Annotated in this window: 27 protein-coding genes and 1 pseudogene; 16 read left to right on the top strand and 12 right to left on the bottom strand. The window is 68.4% G+C overall.

All coding sequences use genetic code 11. The features are described 5' to 3' along the window. The first annotated feature begins 1 nt into the window (after position 1). The 4 genes from ACFYXB_RS00585 to ACFYXB_RS00570 all read left to right on the top strand — a co-directional run bounded on the left by ACFYXB_RS00585 (position 2) and on the right by ACFYXB_RS00570 (position 2,879). Positions 2–760, top strand: a complete 759-nt coding sequence (locus ACFYXB_RS00585) for a hypothetical protein (protein ID WP_389576465.1) — start codon at positions 2–4, stop codon at positions 758–760. Positions 761–781: 21 nt separating this feature from the next. Next, entirely contained in the window at positions 782–1,672 is an 891-nt protein-coding gene (locus ACFYXB_RS00580) for a hypothetical protein (RefSeq protein ID WP_389576463.1), read from the top strand. A gap of 3 nt (positions 1,673–1,675) precedes the next feature. Beyond that, positions 1,676–1,972 (top strand): hypothetical protein, encoded by a 297-nt coding sequence (locus tag ACFYXB_RS00575; RefSeq protein WP_389576461.1) that lies wholly within the window; start codon positions 1,676–1,678, stop codon positions 1,970–1,972. 340 nt (positions 1,973–2,312) lie between these two features. Further along, positions 2,313–2,879: a Uma2 family endonuclease gene (locus ACFYXB_RS00570; RefSeq protein WP_389576460.1), complete on the top strand. Its 567-nt coding sequence runs from the start codon at positions 2,313–2,315 to the stop codon at positions 2,877–2,879. 155 nt (positions 2,880–3,034) lie between these two features. Here the strand turns inward: ACFYXB_RS00570 and ACFYXB_RS00565 are convergent, their stop codons facing one another. Continuing rightward, a complete protein-coding gene (locus ACFYXB_RS00565) occupies positions 3,035–3,358 on the bottom strand; it encodes a hypothetical protein (protein WP_389576458.1) in 324 nt (107 codons plus the stop codon). A 321-nt stretch (positions 3,359–3,679) separates the two neighbouring features. On the opposite strand from ACFYXB_RS00565, the gene ACFYXB_RS00560 reads away from it, so the two are divergent. The 8 genes from ACFYXB_RS00560 (at position 3,680) to ACFYXB_RS00525 (ending at position 9,560) form a co-directional block, all read left to right on the top strand. Further along, entirely contained in the window at positions 3,680–4,036 is a 357-nt protein-coding gene (locus ACFYXB_RS00560; RefSeq protein ID WP_389576456.1) for a hypothetical protein, read from the top strand. Between the two features lie 394 nt (positions 4,037–4,430). Further along, positions 4,431–4,895: a hypothetical protein gene (locus ACFYXB_RS00555; RefSeq protein WP_389576455.1), complete on the top strand. Its 465-nt coding sequence runs from the start codon at positions 4,431–4,433 to the stop codon at positions 4,893–4,895. Further along, positions 4,892–5,929 carry a hypothetical protein gene (locus ACFYXB_RS00550; protein WP_389577408.1) on the top strand — a complete coding sequence of 346 codons (1,038 nt, stop codon included), beginning with the start codon at positions 4,892–4,894 and terminating at the stop codon, positions 5,927–5,929. The genes ACFYXB_RS00555 and ACFYXB_RS00550 overlap by 4 nt, the downstream gene beginning before the upstream one ends. Positions 5,930–6,252: 323 nt before the next feature. Then, entirely contained in the window at positions 6,253–6,561 is a 309-nt protein-coding gene (locus ACFYXB_RS00545) for a hypothetical protein (RefSeq protein ID WP_389576453.1), read from the top strand. Continuing rightward, positions 6,558–7,910, top strand: a complete 1,353-nt coding sequence (locus ACFYXB_RS00540; protein WP_389576451.1) for a hypothetical protein — start codon at positions 6,558–6,560, stop codon at positions 7,908–7,910. The genes ACFYXB_RS00545 and ACFYXB_RS00540 overlap by 4 nt, the downstream gene beginning before the upstream one ends. Positions 7,911–7,964: 54 nt before the next feature. Next, entirely contained in the window at positions 7,965–8,348 is a 384-nt protein-coding gene (locus ACFYXB_RS00535) for a hypothetical protein (protein WP_389576449.1), read from the top strand. Positions 8,349–8,370: 22 nt separating this feature from the next. Further along, entirely contained in the window at positions 8,371–8,973 is a 603-nt protein-coding gene (locus ACFYXB_RS00530; protein ID WP_389576447.1) for a hypothetical protein, read from the top strand. Continuing rightward, positions 8,970–9,560: a hypothetical protein gene (locus ACFYXB_RS00525; RefSeq protein WP_389576445.1), complete on the top strand. Its 591-nt coding sequence runs from the start codon at positions 8,970–8,972 to the stop codon at positions 9,558–9,560. The genes ACFYXB_RS00530 and ACFYXB_RS00525 overlap by 4 nt, the downstream gene beginning before the upstream one ends. Positions 9,561–9,675: 115 nt before the next feature. Here the strand turns inward: ACFYXB_RS00525 and ACFYXB_RS00520 are convergent, their stop codons facing one another. Then, positions 9,676–9,978 (bottom strand): WXG100 family type VII secretion target, encoded by a 303-nt coding sequence (locus tag ACFYXB_RS00520; protein WP_389576443.1) that lies wholly within the window; start codon positions 9,976–9,978, stop codon positions 9,676–9,678. Between the two features lie 259 nt (positions 9,979–10,237). Between ACFYXB_RS00520 and ACFYXB_RS00515 the strand changes: the two genes are divergently transcribed. Together ACFYXB_RS00515 and ACFYXB_RS00510 are read left to right on the top strand one after the other, a co-directional pair. Next, positions 10,238–14,791: an FtsK/SpoIIIE domain-containing protein gene (locus ACFYXB_RS00515; protein WP_389576441.1), complete on the top strand. Its 4,554-nt coding sequence runs from the start codon at positions 10,238–10,240 to the stop codon at positions 14,789–14,791. Continuing rightward, positions 14,788–15,375, top strand: coding sequence for a hypothetical protein (locus tag ACFYXB_RS00510; RefSeq protein ID WP_389576439.1), 588 nt, complete (start codon positions 14,788–14,790; stop codon positions 15,373–15,375). The genes ACFYXB_RS00515 and ACFYXB_RS00510 overlap by 4 nt, the downstream gene beginning before the upstream one ends. Here ACFYXB_RS00510 and ACFYXB_RS00505 read toward each other — a convergent pair. Next, complete coding sequence (locus ACFYXB_RS00505) at positions 15,368–17,005, bottom strand: protein kinase (RefSeq protein ID WP_389576437.1); 1,638 nt, start codon at positions 17,003–17,005, stop codon at positions 15,368–15,370. The genes ACFYXB_RS00510 and ACFYXB_RS00505 overlap by 8 nt on opposite strands. Positions 17,006–17,109: 104 nt before the next feature. After that, on the bottom strand, positions 17,110–17,958 hold the full coding sequence (locus ACFYXB_RS00500; protein WP_389576435.1) for a menaquinone biosynthetic enzyme MqnA/MqnD family protein: 849 nt from the start codon (positions 17,956–17,958) through the stop codon (positions 17,110–17,112). A 284-nt stretch (positions 17,959–18,242) separates the two neighbouring features. On the opposite strand from ACFYXB_RS00500, the gene ACFYXB_RS00495 reads away from it, so the two are divergent. Further along, positions 18,243–18,446 (top strand): cold-shock protein, encoded by a 204-nt coding sequence (locus ACFYXB_RS00495; protein ID WP_003992177.1) that lies wholly within the window; start codon positions 18,243–18,245, stop codon positions 18,444–18,446. Between the two features lie 224 nt (positions 18,447–18,670). Here ACFYXB_RS00495 and ACFYXB_RS00490 read toward each other — a convergent pair whose 3' ends face one another. From ACFYXB_RS00490 to ACFYXB_RS00475, 4 genes and pseudogenes are all read right to left on the bottom strand, one after another. Beyond that, the gene (locus ACFYXB_RS00490) at positions 18,671–19,222 is read right to left on the bottom strand and encodes a DUF6817 domain-containing protein (RefSeq protein WP_389576433.1); all 552 of its coding nucleotides are present in this window, start codon (positions 19,220–19,222) and stop codon (positions 18,671–18,673) included. Positions 19,223–19,287: 65 nt separating this feature from the next. Further along, a complete protein-coding gene (locus ACFYXB_RS00485) occupies positions 19,288–19,635 on the bottom strand; it encodes a DUF1330 domain-containing protein (protein ID WP_389576432.1) in 348 nt (115 codons plus the stop codon). 99 nt (positions 19,636–19,734) lie between these two features. After that, positions 19,735–21,681, bottom strand: coding sequence for an AMP-dependent synthetase/ligase (locus ACFYXB_RS00480; RefSeq protein WP_389576431.1), 1,947 nt, complete (start codon positions 21,679–21,681; stop codon positions 19,735–19,737). Positions 21,682–21,931: 250 nt separating this feature from the next. Beyond that, a pseudogene (locus ACFYXB_RS00475) lies at positions 21,932–22,133 on the bottom strand (acetyl-CoA C-acyltransferase); the annotation flags it as partial. Between the two features lie 215 nt (positions 22,134–22,348). Between ACFYXB_RS00475 and ACFYXB_RS00470 the strand changes: the two are divergent. Beyond that, the gene (locus ACFYXB_RS00470; RefSeq protein ID WP_389576430.1) at positions 22,349–23,230 is read left to right on the top strand and encodes a MaoC family dehydratase; all 882 of its coding nucleotides are present in this window, start codon (positions 22,349–22,351) and stop codon (positions 23,228–23,230) included. A 4-nt stretch (positions 23,231–23,234) separates the two neighbouring features. On the opposite strand, the gene ACFYXB_RS00465 is transcribed toward ACFYXB_RS00470, so the two are convergent. From ACFYXB_RS00465 to ACFYXB_RS00450, 4 genes are all read right to left on the bottom strand, one after another. Next, positions 23,235–23,519 (bottom strand): hypothetical protein, encoded by a 285-nt coding sequence (locus tag ACFYXB_RS00465; RefSeq protein ID WP_351354669.1) that lies wholly within the window; start codon positions 23,517–23,519, stop codon positions 23,235–23,237. Between the two features lie 71 nt (positions 23,520–23,590). Then, positions 23,591–24,241: a TetR/AcrR family transcriptional regulator gene (locus tag ACFYXB_RS00460; RefSeq protein ID WP_389576429.1), complete on the bottom strand. Its 651-nt coding sequence runs from the start codon at positions 24,239–24,241 to the stop codon at positions 23,591–23,593. A gap of 47 nt (positions 24,242–24,288) precedes the next feature. Next, positions 24,289–24,588, bottom strand: coding sequence for a DUF4229 domain-containing protein (locus ACFYXB_RS00455; protein ID WP_389576428.1), 300 nt, complete (start codon positions 24,586–24,588; stop codon positions 24,289–24,291). A 93-nt stretch (positions 24,589–24,681) separates the two neighbouring features. After that, entirely contained in the window at positions 24,682–25,206 is a 525-nt protein-coding gene (locus ACFYXB_RS00450; RefSeq protein WP_389576427.1) for a GNAT family N-acetyltransferase, read from the bottom strand. Position 25,207 lies beyond the last annotated feature (1 nt).

Genomic DNA, 25,207 nt, shown 5'->3' with positions numbered 1-25,207 from the left:
CATGTCCGACACCGAGACGCCCGAGGGTCCGGCCGGCAAGTCGCGGGTCACGACCGGCAGTTCCACGGTCCTGACCGTGCAGAGCGCCACCCTGCCGCCCATGGCCTTCCGCCTCCCGCAGGGCATCCACGCGATCGAGGTCTCGCTCGACCCTGAGGAACGCGCCGAGGCCGCCCGCCGCCTGGTCCGGGACATCTACCCGCACGGCGAGGAGCCGCTGTGGAACACCATGGGATCCCTGTACGGCGCGATGGCCGACGAGATGCTGTCGGACGGGATCGCGTTCTTCGGGATCGGGCTGTACGCGATTGAGGACGGCGACGGAGCGACGCAAGGCGGAGTGGCACAGGGCGGAGTGGCGCACTGCTCAGTCACCATCGCGGCGTACGAGTCGGGAGACACGGACCCGGACATCGTCGCCCAGGGGATCCGGGCCGTGCTGCTGAGCGACCCCCTGTGCGAGGTGTCCTGGCTGGACCTGCCGTGCGGCCCTGCGGTCTCCGCGATCACGTTCCGGAAGCTGCTCGTGGACGGCGCATACACGGCGTCGGGCGAGGACACGGAGCTGATCATGGGCCAGATCCAGGTGCACATCCCGTTCCCGACGGGCCCCTACACCGCGGTGGTCACCCTCGACACGGCCTCCGTGGAACAGTGGGACGAGTTCTCGCAGGCAGTCGCGGGAATCGTGGGCTCGCTGGAGTTTCCGCCGCCCGGTGACGAACCGACCGACCCGACCGAGTCCCCCATGGACAAGTGACGTACTGGAAGTGAAGTACTGATGGACTGGTACCCGGACGCCGACGAAGATCTGCTGCTACGCACGGCGGCCAGGTTCGCCACCGGCATGTCGCCCGCCGTCGCCAAGTCGAGGTGGTTCCGCGACCCCGATCGCCGTGACATCCAGGACGACCTGCCAGGCTGGCCCGCGGGCCCCGTCTACACCCTCAACACCACGGGTGACCGCGCCGCACGACGCACCGGGCGCGCGTTCGTGGTCGGCATCCCCCTGATCGCGAACCTCATCGCGAACCTCGGAGGAGCCGCCGGAACCCCCTTCGGCGACGTCCCGGTCCGGGGCAACCCGGAGGACCGCGAGAACGAGGTCGACGACTTCCCGGTCCTTTGGGCGGCCCCCGGCACCCTGGCCCGCACGGTTCCCTGGCAGCTGGACCCGGCCCGTCGCCCCGAGGACTACACCACCGACCTGGCCCTGACCACCCGCCGCCTCCTCTTCCTGGGCACGCGCGCGGGCACCCTGGACAAGGCCGACGTACTCGCCGAGTTCCCGCGCGAGTCGATCGCCGGGGCGCGGCAGATGACGTACAGCGAGCTCGAGGCGGACGTACGGCTGACATTCACCGACGACTCCTGGGTCCGCCTGTTCACCGGCAATCCGGACAGCGCGAAACGCCTGTCGCAGATCCTCTCCGGCACGGTCCACCAGATCCCCGAGACCGAACTCTCCCCCGGCCAGCGCCACCGAGTGACCCGCTTCCTGGCCGACCTCCCGGCGAACGCCCAGCCGCCGACGTTCACGAAACTCCGGAGCGGGGTCGTCATGGTGGAGTCCCGAGTCCCGCTGAAGGCGGGCAAGGACCTCCACGAGACCCACGCGATCCTGATGGGGGCGAACGGAGAGGCGGCTAAGGCGCAGCCGGGAGACCTTTAGGACGTGTCTCAACCGGTGCCGACCCCGGAAGACCGAGAGCAGCAGGCCGCCGTCACCCGCTTGCTGCTGTACTACCTGAATGCGCCCATCGCCGAAGGCTGCCAACTGCGCGAAGTCCTGCCCGCCCCTGGCAGCATACGGATCCGCCACCTCGGCGTGGGAAACCCGACGCCGACTCTGCGTTTTGCTCTCCTGCGCGGCGGCGAGGTCCCGCTCGTCTTCGAGGTGCTGGAAGTAGTCGAGCAGCTCTATCTGGATGACAGCCGCTACCGGAGTCCCGTGGTCGGTGATCTCCTGTAGGTCACCTGCGTCAGGCGATCTTCGCGACCTCGGCCTACTCCCGGTCGTCACCGTCCGCGGGTGCGTCAGCCTGTGGGTACGCGACTCCGTACTCCGCACCCAGATCCCGCTCACCTGGCAGCCGCACCCCGGGCTCAGCTCGCCCGAAGTGATACGGGCAGCGATGTGGTCGGCCACCTGCATATAGACGTACGCGATCTCGAAGCGGAAGTCGCCCCCGCATGTGGGTTTCACACTTCCACACAGGCCACCAGTGCTGAAGGCAGCGTGCTGGCAGGTGGGGAAAGTAGGCTGAATCCAGCGGGATCGGGCCCGCCGCGCAGTGTCCGGGAGGTGCTTCATGACGGCCGAGATGGTGGCCCCGGCGTGGATGCATGAGCAGATCACGGCGGAGGAGTACGAGTCCTGGTCCGACGAGCAGTGCGCCGGGATCGAGATCGTGGACGGGATGGTCGTCGTGAGTCCGAGCGCGTCCAAGCGGCACAACCGGCTGGCCCGGATTCCGGCGAATGCCCTGGACGCCGCCGCAGGCCCGGACTGGAACGCGGATACGGACTTCGACGTCCGGCTTCAGGACGTCCCGCTCACCAATCGGCACCCGGACGTCGTCGTGTACCGCGCGGACACGATCGACATCACCCCCACCCGCCCTGAGCACGTGCTGCTGGTCGCGGAGGTGGTCTCACCAGGCTCCGAGACCACCGACCGGATCGTGAAGGTCGACCAGTACGCCAAGGCGGGTATCGGCTTCTACTGGCGGATCGAGCAGGCCGCGACGGGCGTTCCTCTCGTGTACACCTACGTCCTCGACCCCGCGACGAAGACCTACCGGCAGGGCGACGTGTTCACCGCTGTCCTCAAGGTCGCGGCCCCCTTCCCATTGGAGACCGACCTCGGCCAGATCTGACCCACGCGCTGCTCAGTGGCCCTCAGCGCGTGAGTGGACGGTCCGGTAGCGACGTCACATAGCGACTGTGCGCCCCGGACGCAGCAGGACGAGGCGTCCGGGGCCGCCGCGTATGAAGGCGTCACCTGGCCCCGACATGAGAACACCTGGCCCGGTCAGCGGTTCACGGCCTGGATCTCCCGCACGGCTACCGCCTGCTCGAACGTCGACAATCCGTCCGGCAGCCCGGGCTGCCGCGCCGGCCCGTCCGGGTCGGCCGAGTCGGTCCAGGTGACCTTCCAGGTGATCGACGCCTTGAACGGGTACGTGCCGTCGCCGGAGGAGCGACGGTAGGTGACGTTGCACCCCGAGTCCGTGCTGTCGACCGAGTAGCCGTCGGGTCCCTTGATCAAGTCGTACGAACAGGTCTGCGGGTCGGCATCGGCGGTTCCGGCCTCCACCTTGAGGGCGACGGGTGTCGCGACCGTGGTCGCTGCCATCTGGACGCCCTTGTAGTCGATGCTGGCGGTCGTCCCGGGGCATGGCCAACGCTTCAAAGGAGCGCCGACATGTGGACCTTACTCTCCGACTCCTGGCACGGATGCTGAGTATCTGGACGCCAAGCCCCCGCGGTCGACACCGCCTCGGCGCACCGCCGCCCCTCCGCTTCACCCGATCCCCCAGCCCCGATTCACGGAACTCCTCGACGGCAACGCCTCCTGTCTCGTACGCCCCTACGTTCTGGGCCCCGACACACGCCACAGCCAAAGCGTCGTGGACCCGAGGCGCATCCACGGTGTACGCGTACCGGCAGCGACGCGATGACGCGCCCGGCCCTGCGGATGTGTGCCCGCTGTCAGCGCACGACGAGCGAACCGGTCCTGGTCCACGAGGTCCACGCCCCGACCGGACCCGGCTTCAACGTCTACGCGTGCCCGGGGTGCGCGCCGCATTACCCGCCCCTCGGCGACGCACTCGAACTCCTAGAGCAAACGAGCCACCGCTCCCGCCTCACGCTCCGCGTCTACAAGGTCGACGCGGAAGGCACCATGACCGAGGACCAGTACCGGACCGAGATCCTGGCCGACGAGCACGCCGGCCCGGTGCCGTGCACGTCGGCATACCCGCCTGCGCATGCGCGCGATGCGGAACACCCGAATAGCGAAACGGAATCCTGAGGCGACAGCGGCCCTGGACGCATCATGACAAGGCGTCCGGGGCCGTCGCACATTTGGGTACGATCCTCGGGCAGCGCCCAGCCGGAGAAGGCCAATACGCCCGGAATCGCCTGCCTCTTGGCGGAGTTCGCTCTGGCGAAGCGGGAACCTCACCGGTACCGTCGGCGCTCTTGGATGAACTTCTGTACCTCACGGGGAGCCCACTGTGAAGCGCCGCGCTGTGCCCGTTGCTGCCGTTTTCGCCGCAACGGCGACCCTCTTGTTGACGGCTTGTGGTGGCGGAGGTGACACCTCCAAACCCAACGGCAAGATCGCGGGGGCCGATACGGGCAAGGCAACCGGATCAGCAACACCGAGCACGTCACCCGACGCCGTCCAGCGCCCCAAGGTGTCCTTGTCTGCGGACGTGAAACACGTCTACGAGGGCTGGAGTTCGAGCGACTCGGCGGAGACTGCCGCGCTGGAGGACGCCAAGCGCCGCATCGAAGCCACGGACGCGGCCATCACGAGCAACGACGTCAACTCGAAGGCGATCCCGTTCTACTACACGGGCTCCGCCCTCCTCGGTGCCGCCGACTGGATCAAGGGCTACACCGACGACCACTACACCATCACGGGTACGACGCGCTTCTACCACGCGCAGCTCACGAAGTTCGACAAGGGCTCCGTGGGCCTCACGTACTGCGCTGACGAGAGCAAGGCGTACGACAAGGACCGAAAGACGGGCAAGGTCGACAAGACACCCGTGACCAGCAAGTCCTACGTCTTCTACAACACCCGCATGGACTTGGACTCGCATGGTGTCTGGCAGACCAGCCAGCTGGCGTCCGAGCGAGGGAGCGCGAAGTGCACACCGTGAAGGCACAGGCCAAGTGGCTCCTCGTGTGCGGAACGGCCACTGCACTCGCTCTGTCTCCCGCCACAGCATTCGCGGACAGAAGGCACGGCGGTACCTCGCAGGGCAATTACGAATCAACCGGCAAGCAGTCGGGCGGGGCTCTGGAGTCGCGCATCACATACTCCGGCTCCACACGCGGCAGCGGCACAACGGCCAAAGCCGTCACGCCCGTCGGCAACTGGACCCCGCCTGCCTGCTGGTACGAACCGATCTCCGCCGAAGAGTTCGCAAAACGGACCGAAACCGGCTACGACGACGTGGTGAACGACCCGGCGCAGCCGAATTACGCCAAGACCGCCACGGCCCAGTACCGCGACATCTACAAGGACGGCGAGTACAAGAACTACAACATCGACAAGAAGGACGAGGGCAACTGGTGGGTGGCGGTCCAGGACGACAGCCGCCTCGACGAACCAGGGGCCTGGGACTGCAGCGACCTCCCCTTCTGGGTCGAAAACGGTGACACCCCGCAGGGCAAGAACGCCGTCACTCCGCAGATCCTCGCCGAACTCGCCTACAACCGCATCCAGTTGCCGACCACCGACGTGACCCTGGCCCCGGCAGGCACGACCAAGGTCAACCTCCCCACGTGGGCCTGGCTCGACAAGGCCGACTTCAAAGAGGTCTCCGTGACCGCCGCGCTCAACGTGAACGGCGTCAACATCCAGGCCACCACGACCGCCAAACCGGTCTCACTCAGACTTGAGCCCGGCACACCCGACGCTGCGACCTACCCAGCCTCGGGTACCTGCGCCATGAACAACGACGACTCCATCGGCGAGCCGTACGCCAAGGGCAAGGCGGACAGGACCCCGCCCTGCGGCCTCAGATACCTCCGCTCGTCCGGCAACAGCCCCTTCAAGCTGCAGGCCACCGTGACGTGGGAGATCCGCTGGACGGGCACAGGCAATCCCAAACCGACCCAGCTCCCCGAGGGCACTTTCGGCAATGCGCAGGACGTCACCGTGCAAGAGATCCAGTCCGTCAACAGGTAACGCCGACGGCCCGAAAGCGAGGCCTCGCTACGGGCCGCCGGCAATCGCCCGCTGGATCGCACCGCCTCGCGGGATGCCCAGGCATTGGGCCCAGGAAGTGCACACTCTGAGGTCCCCAGCCCCCTCGACGGCGACCTCTGGCGCTGTGGTACGCCAACTTCCCACCTCTACCGACAACTTCCGACTGACACGTTTGCGACACCAACGCTAACGTCAATACCCTTGGTTGAACTTTTGTCACACGGGGAGTCGATCATGAAGCATTCTTTGCCCGCCGTTGCCGCATCACGCCCAGTTCATATGCAGGAGGGCTGAGCGGCCCGATGGCAGATGACTCAGACCTCATCGTCAATGTCGATCTCCTTGTCGAATCGGAGGCACACCTAAAGAGCATCCAGAAGGAGCTCAAGGGCCTCAATCACCGGAAGGACGACATGCGCCCCTACTGGGGCAGCGGGGGAATTGCGGACAAGATGGGTGACTTCGTGGACAACTGGGACGACTACCGAACCAAGATGCTGGAGAGCATCAAAACGGTTGGAGAACTGGTCAAGTCGACCATCGACGGTTTCACTGGCCTGGATGCCCAGCTCGCGAACGAGCTGCGGAAGGCAAGGAAGAACAAGAAGTGAGCGCAACGTCGAAGCCGCGCCCCCGCGACTGGCATCCGCTCGCCGACTCCGATCCCGTTCCCGGTGATCCCGAGGAGATCCGCGATGAAGTGAAACACATGGTCTCGGTAGCAGAGAAGCTCCGAGCGCAGGCCAAGTTGCTTTGCGGCATCAAGAGCGACAACGAGCTCAAGGGGAAGTACGCCGGCAAGCTCCGCGAAGAGTCGGAAGTCCTGGAGAAGCACCTGCGCGAGGTAGCGGAACGCTACGAACACGTGCACGGCCACCTCACCAACTGGGCCAACGAACTAGAAGACTTCCAGGCCGACGCCGACAAGGTTCTCGCCAACGCCAAGAAGGAGCAGGAGGAACTGGAGGCCGACAAGGCCAAGAAGGAGTCCGGTGACAAGGGCACGGCGCAACCTTCGGAGGGCGCCGCGGAAGCCGACCCGCTGCAGAAATTCCGCACCCAATTGGATCGCATCACGGGAGATCGTGATGAGCGTGCAGCGCATTATGCTCGCAAGATCGGCGGACAACTGAACGACGTGATCAAGGACAGTTGGTGGGACAACACCAAGGGCTGGTTCCATGACCACGCGAAGGGTATCAAACAAATCCTCGACGGGCTGGGCTGGGTGGCGACCATCGCCGGCATTGTCGCCATCTGGATTCCGGGTCTGAACTTCCTCGTTCTGGGGATCGCGATCCTGACCATCCTCACGAGGTCCATGCTGGTCACCACAGGTGACGCGTCATGGACCGATCTGGCGTTTGACGTCGGCGGACTGCTCCTCATGGGAATCGGCCGAGGTGGACTTGCCGCTCTGAAAGGGGCCAACAAGGTCACGAGCGCCGCCGCGCAGACATCCCGAACCGCCGGCCTGAAAGCAGGACTGAGGGCGCACAAGGGAATGCTGGACGATCTGGGCAAGGCGATGGCGAATTCCCAGGACGATGTGTCCCGGAAGTTCTTCTCCGACCTGCGCAACTACACCCTGAAGAAGATCTCCAGAGACACTGGTCTGGTCGCCAAGGGGCCGACCGAGGTGTCCACCGTGTCCAAGTGGCTGCACTTGGGCGACGACGAGGCAGCGAGCCTGTTCGGCCAACTCCGCGCGAACAAGGGCGCCTTCCCGAACGCCGTGGCTGGCGGAGCCTCGTCACTCGGACACGCGGGGTATGCGGCATCGATGGCCGCCGCGTACGGCGGCATGGGCGTCGACGTCATGGACAAGGCGTTGAGTCAGAGCGATTCCATCGGCTGGCTGGCCGAGAAAGGTCTGCTGCCTGGAGACAAACCGTACAACGAGGATTACAACACGTGGAAGGGCAGTGGTTGGATGCCCGCTCCGGACACTCATTGGTGAACAAAGTGGGCACGCGTCGGGAATCACGAAAAACGCAAGGAAAGAACAGGAGATATGGCTGAGTCCCTCAAGATGCAGTTGGGCACCGGCGCGAATTTCAGGGTGCGCGTGACCATCATCGGAGCACTGGTGTCAGTCGTACCGTTGATCGTGATCTCGCTCCTGCTCCCGGAGTCCGGCCGTCAGATCCTCTTCTGGATCTATTGGATCCTGCTCTCCGGGTGTCTGCTCCACGTCCTGTGGATCCTGGTCAAGAACCCCACGCCCAGCAAGCGGCCACCCTTGCTCACACGCGACCTCGCCATGGGCTGGGCCATTCTGCTGCCGAGCCTCATCAGCTCCTTCTGGCCAGGCATTATCGGGGCTCCGTTGCTCACAGCACTGGTCGGCACAACTTGGGTCGCAGAAAAGATTCGGAACCGCAGTGTCACTTCCTGAGAACTCCATAGAATACACCCGTGTGCCTACGGGATTCAATGTCGTTCCGCCGCCCGGATGGGACATCATTCCCCTCAAGGACGGGACGAATGAGGCGATCCATCGAATCGTAGGGAAATCCGTTTCCCAACTCCCGGTCGGCTTCCCGAAGGACGACCTACCGAAGGCCCGCATGCGGCTCATCAAGGAGTTGAAGGAAACCATTCGGCAGGCACGCACATCCCATGGCCTGACGCTCTATCTACCGGTCGAGCGCATCCACGGAATGATCATCCCGGCCTCCTTCATCGCCTCCGAGCCGATCGGCACTTCCTCGGGGGAGGTGGATCCCAAGGCCATGCTCGCTGATCTCGCTCGCGACTCCGATGACGCCTCGACTCGAGAACTCGACGGTGTGGCGGCCGTGCGCACCGTGCAGAAACTTCCCGCCGCCCCCGACAGGGGCGTCGATGTGCCGTCCTGGCGGGTGCAGTACACCGTGCCGATTCCGAAGAGCGACCCCACACAGTACTTGACATTCACTTTCAGCACATTGATCGCTGCTGACATGGACATCGAATTCACTGAGACCCTGGTCGAACTGTTCGATGCCGTGATGACCACCTTCCGTTGGAGCTACGCATGATGATCGTTGAGACCGACTCCGATCCGGGCCTGTGGTTCCACATGCCGCTGGGCGGAAGCAAGTCGGAGTTCACCGAGTGGCTGGATCTGCAACTCGACGCGAGTGCAATGCTGCACAACCGCAAGCTCACCTGGCGTGAGAAGCGGCAGATGAAGAAGTTTCTAGAGGGCTCGGCTTCAATGCTGCGAAACCGCATCGAAGCCGATCAGGCGTTCCTCTTCGGTCCCATTCCACCTGAGGCCGCGCCATTGGTCCTGTTCACCAAGCAGTTCGCCTGCGATGAGGAGCACAGCGCCCTGCACTTGAGCATGTTGGCTGAGCCTGATCCCACGACTGCCGCTGCGAGCCAGCGCGTGGAAACTGTCCCGTTCGTCTCGCCCCACTTCGGCGAGGGCTTGCGGTGCCTGCGCAGCTGGACGGGACCCGACGGCGGCCTGATGCTCTCGGTGGCCTATGCCTGGAACGACCCGGACCGAAACATCGATCTGCTGCTCAAAGGCCACTACGACGATCCTGCCCTCCTCGAGGCTTCCTTTGACGCCATCGACGCCTTCGCGCGCAGCCTGCGTCTGAGTGACGGCAGATGAGAAGGAGTTGTCGTACGCCCATGCCTTGACGACTGATCGACACGCGTGACGCATGAAGGCGGCGCAGCGGGCCAGGAGCCCGCTGCGCCGCCCTCAAACCCCCGTCGGCCAACCCCTACTTGCTCTTGGCCGCCTTAGCCAGCTCCTCGTCGATCTGCTCGAACTTGTCGGCAGCATTGGTCAGGTAGTCGCCCATCCCGTCCAACCCGTCCAGCGTGTCCTTCGTGCCGCGGACGAACTCGTCGAAGTTCTCGTCGAAGGCCTTGGACGAGCTCTTGGTGACGTAGCCGGACTCGACCAGGTTCGCAATGTACTTGCGCAAGCCGTCGAGCTTCTCCTGGAGCTTTTCCTTCTCCTTCACGACATGCTTGGCAGCATCCCGCATGTCCTGGTATGTGACATCAAGGTCCTTGGCCATGAAGCTGCTCCCTCTTCAACACGCCGCAGGGCCAACCCCCGTGGCTCCCTGTCTGCGGACGAGACGGATGGGCCGCTTGGTTCCACCGGTGTGATCGTCCGCTCCTGACCGAGCAGCTTAAGGCCGTTGTGCGTGTCGTTGCCATCGGGAACCCTGCTGCGGTCTTCCTATTGCGCCACCGTGACATCGAGCGGATATCGTCGCTTCCGACTGTGACCTGCTGGAGGGAAGCGGCCACAGCGGCTTGGGGAGGACAAGCGTGCGCCTGACTCTGACCGTCGTCGACCCGTTCGGCGGGGGCTCTGCCGACGTCGTCCTTGATGCCGATCCCGAGTCCACCGTCGGGGATATCGCCCAGGAGCTGGCCAAACAGGTCGGGATCGGCGGGGCTCAGGTCATTCCCATCGGGCAGCACCACCAGGCTCCCGCCGGCGGTGCGCCCCTCGTGTACGTCGACGGGTACGCCGTCGATCCCTCGGCGACCGTCGTCGGGTCGCCCCTGCGCGAAGGCGCCGTCGTCAGCCTTCAGGATCCCGCCGGGTGTCTGCCCGGCGAACCCACCGGGCTCGTCGAACTGCGTGTCGTCGGCGGGCCCGTCGCCGGGTTCGTGCACCGGCTAGGGGTCGGGCGGTACGACATCGGCAGCGGGCCGGCCTCGTACATCCGTATCGACGATCCCGAACTCGACGCCCGTGCCCTCACATTGTCAGTTGCAACCGATGGCACCTGCCAAGTAGCGGTGCACCAGGACGAGGAGGGCGTCACCCTCGACGGTGAGAAGATCGACGGCAGCGACTGGCCGCTCGGCGGCCAGATCGCCGTCGGCAACACCCTTCTCGAACTCGGCCGGTACACCCCTCCCAACGCCGCCCTGAAGTGGTCGGAGGACGGTGTCGGCCTCGACTACAACCGGCCGCCCCGGCTGCGTCCCCCGGACCGGCAGACCAAGTTCCGGCTGCCGAGCCCACCGCGCGAGTTCGAGGCCCGGCCGCTGCCCTGGCTGATGGCGCTCACGCCGCTCGTCGGGTCGGTGGTGGCCGTGCTGGTCTTCCACCGCTGGTACTACCTGATCATGGCGGGGCTCAGCCCCATCATGCTGTTCGCCAACTACTTCATGGACAAGAAGCACGGGCGCAAGTCCCATGCGAAGCAGGTCAAGGAGTACAAGGAGCAGAAGGAGCGGATCGAGAAGGATGCTCAGGACGCCTTGACGGCCGAGCGGCTCGATCGGCGCAACGCCATTCCCGATCCCGCGGCCGTCCTCTCCCTCGGGACCGGGCCCCGTACTCGCCTCTGGGAGCGGCGGCGTACCGACCGCGACCACCTCCTTGTCCGCGTCGGGACCGGGCAGTTGCCGTCCGAGGTCGTCCTCGACGACCCCGAGCAGGACGATCACCGGCGTCAGGTGACGTGGAGGATCGAGGATGCGCCCGTCGCGCTCTCGCTGCGTTCCCTCGGTGTCATCGGCATGGCCGGCCCGGGTGACTCCGCCCGTGCGCTGGGGCGTTGGGCCGTCGCGCAGACCGCCGCGCTGCACAGCCCGATGGACGTGCAGTTCTACGTGCTCAGCGAGAACAGCGCCCAGGACGGCTGGGACTGGGTGCGCTGGCTGCCGCACGCCAGGCCCTTGGGCGGCCAGGACGTCAACGTTCTCATCGGCACCGACGCGGAGACCGTGGGCGCCCGTATCGGCGAGCTGACGCAGCTCCTGGACGCCCGCAAGAAGGCCGCCGAGCAGAACCGCGGCCAGGGCGTCAACTTCAGCGAGCCCGACATCGTGGTCGTCTGGGACGGTTCGCGGCGGCTGCGGTCGCTGCCGGGTGTCGTACGGCTGCTGCGCGAGGGCCCTGCCGTCGCGATGTACGCCATCTGCCTGGACGCCGAGGAGCGGTTCCTGCCGGGCGAGTGCCAGGCGTACGTCGTCGCCGAGCCCAAGGCCCAGGAGTACGACAGCCAGACGCAGCAGGCGGTCCAGCCGCAGCATGTCGCCGGGGGGTTCCCTTCCTTCCAGGCCTGGCACGCGGCAGGAGCCACCGAGCCCGAACGCGCCGCCCAGACACCGGAGTTGCGGCTGCGCGTCGAGGAGGCGGGCGCCGAGCGCATCAAGGACGTACGGCCCGACTTCGTCTCCGCCCCCTGGTGCCTGCGGCTCGCTCGCTCCCTGTCCGCCCTGCGCGACATCAGCGGTGAGACCGAGGACTCGGCGCTGCCCGGCGCGAGCCGGCTCCTTGACGTGCTTCAGCTTGAGCCGCCGACCCGTGACGCGATCGTCGCGCGCTGGCGGATGGGCGGGCAGTCGACGCTCGCGGTGATCGGTGAGTCGTACGACGGCCCGTTCGGCATCGACATGCGCAAGGACGGCCCGCACGGTCTGATCGCCGGTACGACCGGTTCGGGTAAGTCGGAGCTGCTGCAGACCATCGTCGCCTCGCTGGCCGTGGCCAACACGCCCGAGAACATGACCTTTGTGCTCGTCGACTACAAGGGCGGCTCGGCGTTCAAGGACTGTGTGAAGCTGCCGCACACCGTCGGCATGGTCACCGACCTCGATGCCCACCTCGTCGAACGCGCCCTGGAGTCGCTGGGCGCCGAGCTGAAGCGGCGCGAGCACATCCTGGCCGCCGCCGACGCCAAGGACATCGAGGACTATCAGGACCTGGTGCGCCGCGATGCCTCGCACGGGCCCGTGCCCCGACTCCTCATCGTCATCGACGAGTTCGCGTCCATGGTGCGCGACCTGCCCGACTTCGTGACGGGGCTCGTGAACATCGCCCAGCGTGGGCGGTCGCTCGGCATCCATCTGCTGCTGGCCACGCAGCGGCCGTCCGGTGTCGTGTCTCCCGAGATCCGGGCCAACACCAACCTTCGTATAGCCCTGCGCGTGACGGACAGCGGCGAGTCGTCCGACGTCATCGACGCGCCCGAGGCCGGGCACATCTCCAAGAACACGCCGGGCCGGGCCTACGTTCGCCTCGGGCACGCCTCCCTCGTCCCCTTCCAGTCGGGCCGCGTCGGCGGCCGTCGCCCCGGTGCCGCCGACCCCACCGCCCTCGCGCCCTGGGTCGGCGAGCTGACCTGGGAGGACCTGGGCCGGGCCGCACTGGTGAAGCCCAAGAGCGAGGCGCGCGAGGACGAGGAGATCACCGACCTCAAGGTGCTCGTCGACGCCGTACGGGAGGCCGACCGGGCGCTCGGCATCCCGGCCCAGCACAAGCCGTGGCTGGACGCACTCTCCGAGACGCTGCTCCTCGATGAGATCGAGACGCCGGTCCCGGCGCTCGCGCCCGGCAAGCTGCCCCCCGCGCCGTACGGCGTCGAGGACCTGCCCGCCGACCAGGCGCGCCGCCCGGTCGTGGTGGACTTCTCGACCTTCGGCCATCTGATGATCGGCGGCGCCCCGCGCAGCGGCCGCTCCCAGGTGCTGCGCACGATCGCGGGCTCCCTCGCCCGCACGCACTCGGTCGCCGACATGCACATGTACGGCATCGACTGCGGCAACGGCGCGCTGAACGCCCTGACCCGGCTGCCGCACTGCGGCGCTGTCGTGGGCCGTAACCAGACCGAGCGCGTGATCCGGCTGGTCAACCGGCTCAAGGGTGAACTCGGGCGCCGCCAGGACCTGTTGGCGGAGAAAGGGTTCGCGGACATCGGCGAGCAGCGGGCCGCGGCCGGCGAGGACGAGCGGCTGCCGCACATCGTCGTCCTGCTCGACCGCTGGGAGGGCTGGGTGCCGACCCTCGGCGAGATCGACCACGGGTCGCTGACGGACGAGTTGACGACGATGATGCGCGAGGGCGCGAGCGTCGGCATCCACCTCGTCCTGACCGGTGACCGCACGCTCCTCGTCGGCCGCATCGCCACGCTCACCGAGGACAAGTACGGTCTCAGGCTCGCCGACCGCAGCGACTTCTCCACGCTGGGCATCCCCACGCGCAAGGTGCCGGAGGAGATCCCGCCGGGCCGCGCGTTCCGCAACGAGTCCGGTACGGAGACGCAGTTCGCGCTTCTCGCCGAGGACACCACGGGTCAGGGCCAGGCCGCGGCGATCGCGGCGATCGGCGAGGCGGCGACAGCGCGGGACGCCGGAGTCCCGCGCTCCCGGCGCCCGTTCCGCGTGGACAGCCTGCCGAGCCGTATCTCCTTCCCCGAGGCGTGGGAGATGCGCGACCCGGAGGCTTCCCGCTCCCGGCTGTGGGGGCTGGTGGGCATCGGCGGCGACGAGATCGTCGGCTTCGGGCCCGATCTCGCCGAGGGCGTACCGGCGTTCGTCATCGCGGGCCCGGCGAAGTCCGGCCGCTCGACGGTCCTGATGAACTTCGCCCAGTCCTTCCTCTCCCAGGGCATACGGCTCGTGATCGCCGCCCCCCGCCAGTCGCCGCTGCGCCGACTCGACGGCACCGAGGGCGTGTTGAAGGTCTTCACCGGCGACGACATCGACGAGGACGAGTTCGAGGAGGTCATCGACTCGGCGTCCCTGGAGGAGCCGATCGCGGTCCTCGTCGACGACGGGGAGATCCTCGAAGACCTCGACGCCGCATCCCACATGAAGCGCATCGTCTCCCGCGGCGCCGAACGCGGCCTCGCGCTCGTCATCGCCGGTGACGAGGAGGACGTCTGCAGCGGCTTCTCCGGCTGGCAGGTCGACGCCAAGAAGGCCCGCCGCGGCATCCTGCTCTCCCCCCAGGAGTCGTCCAGCGGCGACCTCATCGGCGTACGGCTGTCCCGCAGCATGGTCGGCGGACAGATCGCCCCCGGAAAGGGCATGCTGCATCTGGGCGACGGGGAGCTGCGGACGGTGGTCGTACCGGGATGAGCGGAGGGTCGGCCAAGCCGAAGCGGGGGAAGGCGGCACCGGCCTCGCTGCAGTACGAGCACGGGCGGCGGGCCGAAGCTCAGCGGAAGAAGCGGGAGTTCGCCTGCCTGGGCGCCATGGTGATTATGCTCAGCGCCCTCGCTTTCATCGTGCCGATGGCCCTGGCCGACGAGACGTGGGGCGACACGGTGTGGGGCGACCTGGCCCCCGCCTGGCCGGGCGGCGCCTACGCCTTCGCCGGCACCGTGGGAGCCCTCGTACCGGTCTCCCTGGCCGCGCTGATCGCGCCGTTGTCCCGGATGAACTGGAAGAAGAACAAGGTGCGTTCGGCGGCGTGGGCGGCCGCGGGCGTACCGGGGTTCGCCCTGGGTTGGGTCGCGACCGTCACGATCTTCGCCACCTTCCGGCCCAAGCACACGCGGGACTGGGACGCCGACTGCTACAGCGAGGGCAAAGCCTGCTGGGTCCACGTGCACTACCCGTGGCTGTGGGCGGTGGGCCTGCTGGGGACGCTGGTGACGGCCGCGCGGATGATCGCCGTCGCGGCCAGGCTCGCGAACCGGACAGAAGCGCCCGCTACTTGACCTTCGACATCCGCGCCGTCGGATGGCCCTCCGCCGAGCTGTCCGACGTGTATCGGAGGTCGTCGCCGATCGGTGTGAGCCGGACCGTGTGGGGGGTCGGGTTGCAACCCTCATGGTTGGTCTTCGCGCCCACGGATGTCGCCACGAGCTGGCTCTTCGTCACCTTCTCCACTGTCAGTACGTCGGTGCACGTGCCGCCCAGCTGATCGGTCTGCACGAGGCGCCCCAACTCCTCGCCGGCGCCCACTCCGTGGACCGTGAGCCGGAAGGTGCCGATGGGCAGGGTGCCGTCGAGGGCGGTGCCCTGGCCCTCCCAGGTGCCGAGGTAGCGGGCGGGGAGCGCGGCGGGCGTGGCGCCGTCCGCGGATCTGGATGCAGCGGTGGCCGCGGGGGGCGTGACGGCGCTGCCGTCCGCCAAGTCGTGGCCGCTTCCGTCGAGCCACGGGCGGAGCAGGAAACCCATGCCCACCGTCACCGCGGCCAGCGCACCCGCAACGGCGAGCGCCACCGTGCAGCTCACCCGGCGCCGCCCTCCCTCATCGGGAGTGGACGTGGCCGCGACGCTGACCGACACCTTGCCGGGCGCGTGCTCGGCCGGTGGCGCGTCCCTGGGCTCGGGAACGACAGTCGGCGCATTCGAAGGCTTCGACCCGACCCCCGTCATGTCCGGCGCCGGCCCGAACTCCCCCATCGCCGGACTACTGAAGCCCACCGGTCCGGACGGCGCCGTATCCGTCGACTCCAGGTTGAGCAGCTGTACGGCACTCCGGCTCACCTGCTCCACCAGCGCCCCCGGCAGCCACCCACCCGTCACCAGCCGCGCCGCCCCCTCGGGAGCGAGCCGTCGGCCCACCTCGCCGGGCGCGGGCCGCGCATCCGGCGACTTCGCCAGGCAGGCCTCCGCCACCTCCCGCAACTCCCCGGTCAGGGCGCCGAGTTCCGGCTCCTCGTGCACGACCTTGTAGAGCAGGGCGGCCGACGAGTCGCCTGGGAACGGAGGTTCGCCCGTAGCCGCGTACACCAGCACCGCACCCAGTGAGAAGACGTCCGCCGCCCCCGTGGCCCCCTTGCCCAGGATCTGCTCGGGGGACATGTAGCCGGGTGAGCCGATGGACACGCCGGACGACGTCAGGGATGCCGTGCCGTCCGTGGCGCGGGCGATGCCGAAGTCGATCAGGAGGGGGCCGTCGAGGGTGAGCAGCACGTTGGAGGGCTTCACGTCCCGGTGGACGAGGCCCAGTTCGTGTACGGCCGTGAGCGCTTCGGCGAGGCCCGCGCCCAGCACCCGTACGGTGTGCGGGGGCAGCGGGCCGCCGGAGGTGACCGCGGCGGTCAGTGACGGGCCCGCCGCATACGCCGTGGCGACCCAGGGCACGGGAGCCCCGGGGTCCGCGTCCAGGACCGGTGCCGTCCAGGCGCCGCCGACCCGGCGGGCGGCCTCGACCTCGCGCCGGAAGCGGGCGCGGAACTCCTCGTCGAGCGCGTAGTGCGGGTGCACGATCTTCACCGCGACCGTGCGCCCGCCTGCGCTCCGGCCCAGGTAGACCCGTCCCATACCGCCGGAACCGAGCCGGCCGAGAAGCCGGTAGGGACCGACGGCGGTCGGTTCGTCGGCCGCGAGCGGCTGCATGGCCGCCCCCCTCTCCCCCATCACGCCATCACGCCATCACGCCATCACGCCATCACGCCATCACGCCATCACGAGCAGGGTAGTGCCGAGCGGCGGCCGTGGGATTACGGCTCCAGAAGATCCACCTTCACGTCCGCCGGGAAGCCGGTCGACGGGCCGATGCGTCGGGCGAACTCGGCGACCGCCGCGAGCTGCGGTGCTCCGAAGCGGAAGTCGAGGGTCGTGAAGTACTGCTCCAGGACCCGCTCGTCGAACGCCTCCCAGCGGGCCGCCTGCTCGGCGACCTTGCCGACCTCCTCCAGGGAGAGATTGCGGGAGGACAGGAACGCCTCATGGACCTGGCGGGTGATCATCGGCTCGCGCTCCAGGTAGTCCCGGCGGGCCGCCCAGATCGCGAAGACGAACGGCAGGCCCGTCCACTCCTTCCACAGCGTGCCCAGGTCGTGCACGGCGAGCCCGAAGCGCGGGCCGTCATGCAGGTTGGCGCGCAGGGCCGCGTCGCCGATGAGTACGGCCGCGTCCGCCTCCTGCATCATCAGGCTGAGGTCGGGCGGGCAGGTGTAGTAGTCGGGCCGCACGCCGTAGCGCTCGGCCAGCAGGAGCTGGGCGAGGCGGACCGAGGTGCGCGAGGTCGAGCCCAGGGCGACCCGGGCGCCGTCCAGCTGATCGAGGGGGACCTGCGAGACGATCACGCAGGACATCACCGGACCGTCGCAGCCGACCGCGATGTCGGGGAAGGCGACCAGGTCGTCGGCGTTCTTGAGGAACTCGACGAGGGTGATGGGCCCGATGTCGAGGTCGCCACGCACCAGCTGCTCGCTGAGCTTCTCCGGGGTGTCCTTGGTCAGCTCGAAGTCGAGGAGGGTGCCGGTTCTCGCGAGCCCCCAGTAGAGGGGCAGGCAGTTCAGGAACTGGATGTGGCCGACGCGCGGCCGGGTGCGAGAATTGTCCACATCGCGAGACTAGACCCCGTGGGGTTCGTGCTGAGACCGACCCCACCGTCAACCCGTCCGACGGAAGTTTCAAACGTCCGAGTGACGTGATCTTGACCCCTATTGCTTTCGGGTGCCTGCGTGCTAGGCTCGCCGCAAGTTGCAGTTTGGTTTCCCTTGCAGTACAGAGCCTGCGGAGCATGTGACCGCGGGCTCTCGTCGTTTTCAGACATATGCACTTGTGCGGCTGTTTCACACTTGCAGGTTCTGGAGCAGGGCAACCCTTTTGGGCCCAAGGAGGGCTTATGGCTACCGGAACCGTTAAGTGGTTCAACGCCGAAAAGGGCTTTGGCTTCATCGCCCAGGAAGGCGGCGGCCCCGACGTCTTCGTTCACTACTCCGCGATCAACGCCTCTGGCTTCCGCTCCCTCGAGGAGAACCAGCAGGTGAGCTTCGACGTCACGCAGGGCCCGAAGGGTCCGCAGGCGGAGAACGTCACCCCCGTCTGAGCCGCGGTCTGATCGCAGCCCGAGTGCATTACCCAAGGAGCCCCGCGCCTTCCGGCGACGGGGCTCCTGCCCTTTTCCCGCCCTCTTCGTTTCCCCTTAGGTAATCCCCCGGGATTGAGTTCGAAAGTCTCGCCGCGTGGGCCGACCTTCACCCTGACCGCTTTTTCGATCAGGTGTTCGACAGTTTCGGCGCCAGGCCTTTCTGATCGCCCGCAAGCGCCGCGTCAGCGAGGTGCCCGCAGCACGCTGAGGCAGTCCCGCCAGGCCGGTTCGCTCAGGAGGGGGCGGAAGCGGGTGAAGAGGACGAGCAGGTCGGGTCCGTACCGCTCCCGGAAGGCAGGGCTCTCGCAGACGAGGTCGAGTTCGTTGGCGGCGGTGAGTTCGGCGAAGTCGCGGAGCAGGTGGGGTGCGGGGGACCGGGCGGGCTCGCCCGTGAAGCGGTCGTGGAAGGGGGAGCCGGCGTCCGCGAGGGTCGGGTACGTGGCCTTGCGGTCGCAGCTCGCGTAGAAGTGCACGATCGCTTCCGCCTCCGTCCCGATCACGGCGGTGAGTTCAGGGCGGCGGTCCAGCGTGAGCAGGCCGGTCGGGAAGCCGTCGGTGCCGTGTGCGGCGTGGCAGAGGCCGGCGAGCTGGAGGGCGGGCCGAGCGCCCCAGTCGGCGAGCCGTGTGCGCACACGCAGCAGGTGCGCGAGGAGAGTGCCGCCCGGATGGGGAACCGCATCGGCACCGAACTGCCGTAGAAGCGCCTCGGCCTGGGCGATCGGGGCTGCTGACACTGCGATGCGTCCTCCTGACAGCGGGGTGCAATGTGCGGCGGGGTTGCCTGCCGACACGAAAACGCCTACTCGGTCGGCAACGCCTCCCGCAAGGCCTTCGCCGTGACCGCGGGGTCATACCCCTCGGGGACGCCCCCCACGAGGATGATGTCGCCCTCGATGTGGCGGGAGCGGAGGGGAGCGATCGCCTGGTACGCGGGTGAGTCCCACCAGGCGCGTGCCTCGGCGATCGAAGGAAACCCGATCACCACGACGTGGCCGGGCCAGCTGCCCTCCTTCACCTCGTGCTGCGTGCCGTGGACCAGGAACCGGCCGCCGTAGGGCTCGAAAGTGGCGGTGATGCGCTCGATGTACTCGGCGATCTCCGGGTGGGGGGCGGCCTCCCGGAGGTGGGCGATGGCGTAGGCGGTCATGGCGGCTTCTCCTCGTTCGACGACCGGCGCTCGGGCTCGCTACGGGACGACCCTCACGCGCGCGGGCGCCGGAAGCGATTACCCCGGAGGTAGCGCTCGCTATCCGCCGTACAGCTCCTCCACCACGTCCGCGAAGTCCCTCATGACCTCTGCCCTGCGCAGCTTCATCGACGGGGTCAGATGGCCCGCCTCCTCGGTGAAGTCCACCGGGAGGACCGCGAACTTTCTGATCGACTCCGGGCGGGAGACATGGCGGTTGGCCTCGTCCACGGCTCGTTGCAGGATGGCGGTCAGCTCCGGGTCGTCCGCGACGAGTTCCGGCGGGACCGGGTGCTTGCCGTTCATCTGGCGCCAGTGGGTGATGCCGTCGGGGTCGAGGGTGAACAGGGCCGTGACGAAGGGGCGTCCTTCGCCGACGAGCATGCACTGGGAGATCAGGGGGTGCGAGCGCAGCCAGTTCTCCATCGGGGCCGGGGCCACCGACTTGCCGCCGGAGGTGATGAACAGTTCCTTCTTACGGCCGGTGATCGTGAGGTAACCCTCGTCGTCGAGTTCGCCGATGTCACCCGTCGACAGCCAGCCGTCCCTGGTCGCGGGGACCACGCCGCCCGCCTGCGGATCCCAGTAGCCGCGCAGGACGTGTTCGCCGCCGACGAGGATCTCGCCGTCCGACGCGATGCGGACCTTCGTACCCGGCAGGGGCCAACCGACGGTTCCCAGACGGGGCTTGAGGGGTGGGGTGACCGTGGAGGCGCCGGTCGTCTCGGTGAGTCCGTAGCCCTCGAAGATCTCGATGCCGGCTCCGGCGTAGAACGCGGCCAGCCGGCGGCCGAGCGGTGAGCCGCCGCAGATCGCGTACTTGACCCGGCCGCCCATGGCATTGCGGATACGGCGGTAGACCAGGGGGTCGTAGAAGGCGCGGGCCGTCTTCAGGGCGCGGCTCGGGCCGTGGCCGGTGCCGGTCTGGCGGGCCTCCAGCGCCTCGCCGTAGCGGATGGCCGTCGACGCCGCGCGGTCGAAGGACGAGACGCGGCCGCCCCTCTCCGCCTTGGCGCGCGCGGAGTTGAAGACCTTCTCCAGCATGTAGGGGATGGTCAGCAGGCACGTCGGCTTGAAGGCGGCCAGGTCCGGGAGCAGGTCCTCGGCCTTGAGACTGGGGGCGTGGCCGAGCCGTACCCGGGCCCGGATGCAGGCGATCGCCACCATGCGGCCGAAGACATGGGACATCGGCAGGAAGAGGAGGACCGAGGGTTCCTCGTTCGACTTTGCCTTGAAGATCGGGTAGAGGAGCTCGATCGCGTTGTCGACCTCGGCGAAGAAGTTGCCGTGAGAGAGCACACAGCCCTTGGGGCGGCCGGTCGTGCCCGAGGTGTAGATGACGGTGGCGAGGGTGCCGGGGCCCAGCATGCCCCGGCGTACGGTCACTTCGGCCTCCGGCACATGGGCCGTGCCGAGTTCGGCCAGCCGCTCCACGTGCCCCTTCTCCATGACCCACATGTGCCGCAGGTCGGCGAGGTGTTCGAGTTCGGGGCCGACCGCGGCCGCCTGGCCGGCCGTCTCGGTCACCAGGGCCACCGCGCCCGAGTCCTGGAGGATCCAGCGGGTCTGGAAGACGGAGGAGGTGGGGTAGATGGGCACGGTGACCAAACCGGCCGCCCATGCCGCGAAGTCCAGCAGCGTCCACTCGTAGGTGGTGCGGGCCATGATGGCGATCCGGTCGCCCGGGACGAGCCCCTCGGCGATCAGGCCCTCGGCGACCGCCAGCACCTCGTCGGCGAACCGGCCGGCCGTCACGTCCTCCCAACGGCCGTCCACCGTACGGCGGCTGAGGACGACCGCCCCGGGATCCTTCTCCGCGTTGTCGAACGGCAGGTCGGCCAGCGACCCGTGCTTCACGGGCGGCGCGAACGGCGGTACGGACACCTCCCGCACGACGCCGCCCAGCCGCTGTATCCCGGGTTCCACGAGGATCGGAAGTCCGTCGTAGTCGACGGCCGAGACCGTGGGGGCCGAGGAGACGTGGGCGGTCGGATACGGGCTGGACACGGGCGGCTCCTCGAGCGTGCAGCGGCGAACTGCTGGCTGCATGACGTACGTGCCTCGCACACCGAGGCGTTCACCGGAAGCGGCCCGAGATACGGGTTACCGGCGGTCAGACAGGAGATCGTACGGTGCCGCCGTGGTGGGTCTGTGCGGTTTCGGGGAGGGTCCGGCGCCGGGCCTGTGCAACTACGGCGGTTACGTGAGGACCCTGCACGTTCGCTCCAGGATCGCCGTCACGCCCTGGCCGCCCGCCGGCCTGGAGGCCGGTGCCGCAGGCCTGCTGGATGTCGTACGCCGGGGTGCGCTTCCAGCTTCGAGCCGAGGGCGGTCTCGCGGGCGAGGTTGAGGTCCCGGCTGTGCTTGAGGACGGCGCCGGCCACGAACTCGCCCACGGCGCCCGGGGTTTCGAGCCCGTACCGCTCCACCAGGCCGTCCAGGACGGTGGTCGGCATCTCGGGGACTCATCTCGACCTGCTCCTCACGCCCACATAGGCTTACCTCCGGTAACATTACTCCAGAGTAAGCAAGATTCGGCAACCGTACGCAAGAACAGCCAAGCCGCCCGAGCCCCCTGGGAGTTCCCGACATGGCCGACCGCTATCTGAGCCTTACCGGCACCGCACCCGGCCGAGGTCGTACGGGTCTGCGGCCAGAGCCTGCTGGGGGCCTGATGACCGCCGTCACCCTCGCCACCTCCCCCGCGCTCGCGCCGCTTCTCGCCCGGGGTGCCCTGCGCTCCCCCTTCAAACGGCCCGGCTCGGACGCCGACTTCCCGCGCACCCGGCTGGTACTGCCCGGCGTCCGCGCCGACCTGCCCCGGCTCGCCGCCTACGAGCGCGTGTGCGGCTTCGCCTGCGGGGACGACGCGCTTCCCGTCACCTATCCGCACATCCTGGGCTTCCCGCTGGCCATGCGGCTGATGAGCGGCCGGGACTTCCCGCTGCCGCTGCTCGGCCTGGTCCACACGTCGATCGGGATCACCCGGCACACGGCCCTGCCTGCCGCCGCGGATTACGAACTCGGCGTCCACGTCGCCGGGTTGGCGCCGCACCGGCGTGGGACCGAGGCCACGGTCGTCACCGAGCTGAGGTCGGGCGAGGATGTCGTATGGCAGTCGACGAGCACGTACCTCGCGCGGCACCGCACGAACACCCCGGCCGCCGAGACGCCCCGTACGGCCCCGGAGCCGCTGCCTGTCGTCGAGGAGTGGCGGCTCGCCGGGGACGTGGGCCGGCGCTACAGTGCCGCGTCCGGAGACCGCAACCCCATCCATCTGCACCCGCTCACGGCCCGACTCTTCGGCTTCCCCCGCGCCATCGCCCACGGCATGTGGACGGTGGCCCGCTGCCTCGCCGCGCACGGGGTGCCCGAACGCGCCCGCGTGGAGGCGGAGTTCAGGGCGCCGGTGCTGCTGCCCGGCGCGGTGGCGTACGCGGCGGACGGGAACGGGCGGTTCGAGCTGCGGAGCGCGATGGGGGTCCCCCCGCTCGAGCGAAGCCGAGAGTGGGGGAGGGTGCACGTCGAGGGACAGGTGCACCCTCTCGCCGTCTGAGGCGTCAGGCCACCCAGCCGAGGAGGAGTCCGCTCAGCAGGGCGGCGGCCCCGGCGAACCACAGCGGCCGGTCGTGCTCGGATCTCCAGCGGTCTATCGCGACGGTGGCGAACACGGCGACGCACAACCTGAAGAAGGTGTCAGCCAGTCCGACGTCCCGCGCGGTGAGGATCTGGCTCACGCCGAACCCCACGGCGGTCCACACCGCCAGAGGCCTCGCGGCGGGTCTGCCGTCGGAGAGGAGCAGAGCCACGACGAACACGGCCTGCAGGATCTGAATGACCAACATGAGTGCCTCTGGTGGGTCGGGCTGGTGTCCACCGGATACTCCCAGGGGCTCACGAAAACCGCATAGATCCTTTACGAAGCAATGATCGGCGGCGCCCAGGGCCGCCCCTCCATCAGGTTGCCCAGCCCCGCCCAGGCGAAGTTCATCAGGGTCGCCGCCGCCTGTCGGGCCGTGACGCCCGGGGTGGCGTTGGCCCAGGCGGCGAGGGACTCGGCCGCTCCCACCAGGGCCTCGGCGAGCCCGGCGACCTCGCGCGCGGGAAGGTCGGGGTCGTGGTGCGCCTCGCGCGCGGCGACCAGGATCAACTCGGTCACGAACGCCACGATCTCCTCGCGCATCGCGGCCACTTCGGCGGCGAAGGGCTCGCCGTGGGTGCGAGCCTGGAGGTGCAGCACGGACCAGCCGTCGGGGTGCTCGGCGGTGTGCTCGAAGAACGCCTGGAGCCCGTCCCAGAGTTGGCGGTCGGCCGGCAGACCGGGCCCCACTCCGGCGCGGACCGCGTCCGTCAGCGCCTTGGCCTCACGGCGGATGCACGCGGTGAAGAGGTCTTCCTTCGAGTTCAGATACAGGTACACCAACGGCTTGGACACACCCGCCAGTTCGGCGATCTCGTCCATCGACGCGGCCATGTACCCGCGCCGGCCGAAGGTCCGTACGGCGGCGTCCAGCATCTGCTGTTCCCGGACCGCCCGCGGCATCCGCTTGGTCTTCACGGCACCCATGGGGCAAGACTAGTTGGGCCCCGGGGCACCCGGCCCCGCGGCAGCGGTCAGGAAGCCTGGCCCTGCGCCCGCGCCGCGTCGTCGGCCACGTCCTCCTGGCCGCGGTTGGCGTCCAGGTTGGCCTTCGCGCGGTCGACCCGCTGCACGATCTGCACGGACGCCCGGTCCCGCTCCTTGCGCAGCACGATGAAGCTGATCGGCGCGGAGATCACCATGGCGAGCAGCAGGACCCACAGGAAGTTGGAGTCGCCGAAGCCGCGCGGGAACGCGCCGGCGTAGACGAGGCCCCAGACGACGAGGAGGCAGCCCGCGAAGATCCCGAGGCGCATCAGCGTGTAGCGGAGCATCTCAATCCACTCTTCCGTATCGATCCATGCCGAAAGGTCCGAACCCCCAGTGAAGCACGGCCGGCCCGCGATCTTGGAGGGGGGTGGGGACGCTCACGCCAGCGGCAGCAGCATCGTGATGTCGTCGCGGTCGTCCCCCGGGGCGACCCGTATGGCGCCGGGCACCCGGCCGACCTCCTTGTAGCCGCAGGAGCCGTAGAAGTGCTCCAGGCCCGTCCCGCCCCGGCAGGTGAGCCGTATCGCGTCGATTCCGTCCCAGCCGGAGACGGCGTCCGCCGCCGCGGCCAGCAGGTCGCGCCCGTAGCCGCGGCCCTGGTGGCGGGGGTGCACCATCACCGTGTAGAGCCACACCCAGTGCCGCATCAGCCGGTGCGTGTTGTGCGTGATGAACGCCGTCGCCGCGACCGCCCCGGCCGCGTCCCGGCCCACCAGCAGCCGGGTGCGGCCCTCGGCCATCGCGGCGAGATGCCTCACCAGTTCGGGCCGTATGTCGTCCTCGGTCACCGGCGGCACGAACCCGACGGAGCCGCCCGCGTTCGACACGTCGGCCCACAGCGTGAGCACGCCGTCCCGCAGGGCGGGCGTGACCGCCGGGTCCAGCTCGAAGGTCAGGGACACC

This window comes from Streptomyces sp. NPDC002619 (assembly GCF_042889305.1).
In the GTDB taxonomy this organism is placed as follows: Bacteria; Actinomycetota; Actinomycetes; order Streptomycetales; family Streptomycetaceae; genus Streptomyces.
The sequence above is the reverse complement of the archived record's forward strand: the minus strand, read 5'-3'. Positions and strand labels throughout refer to the sequence as shown.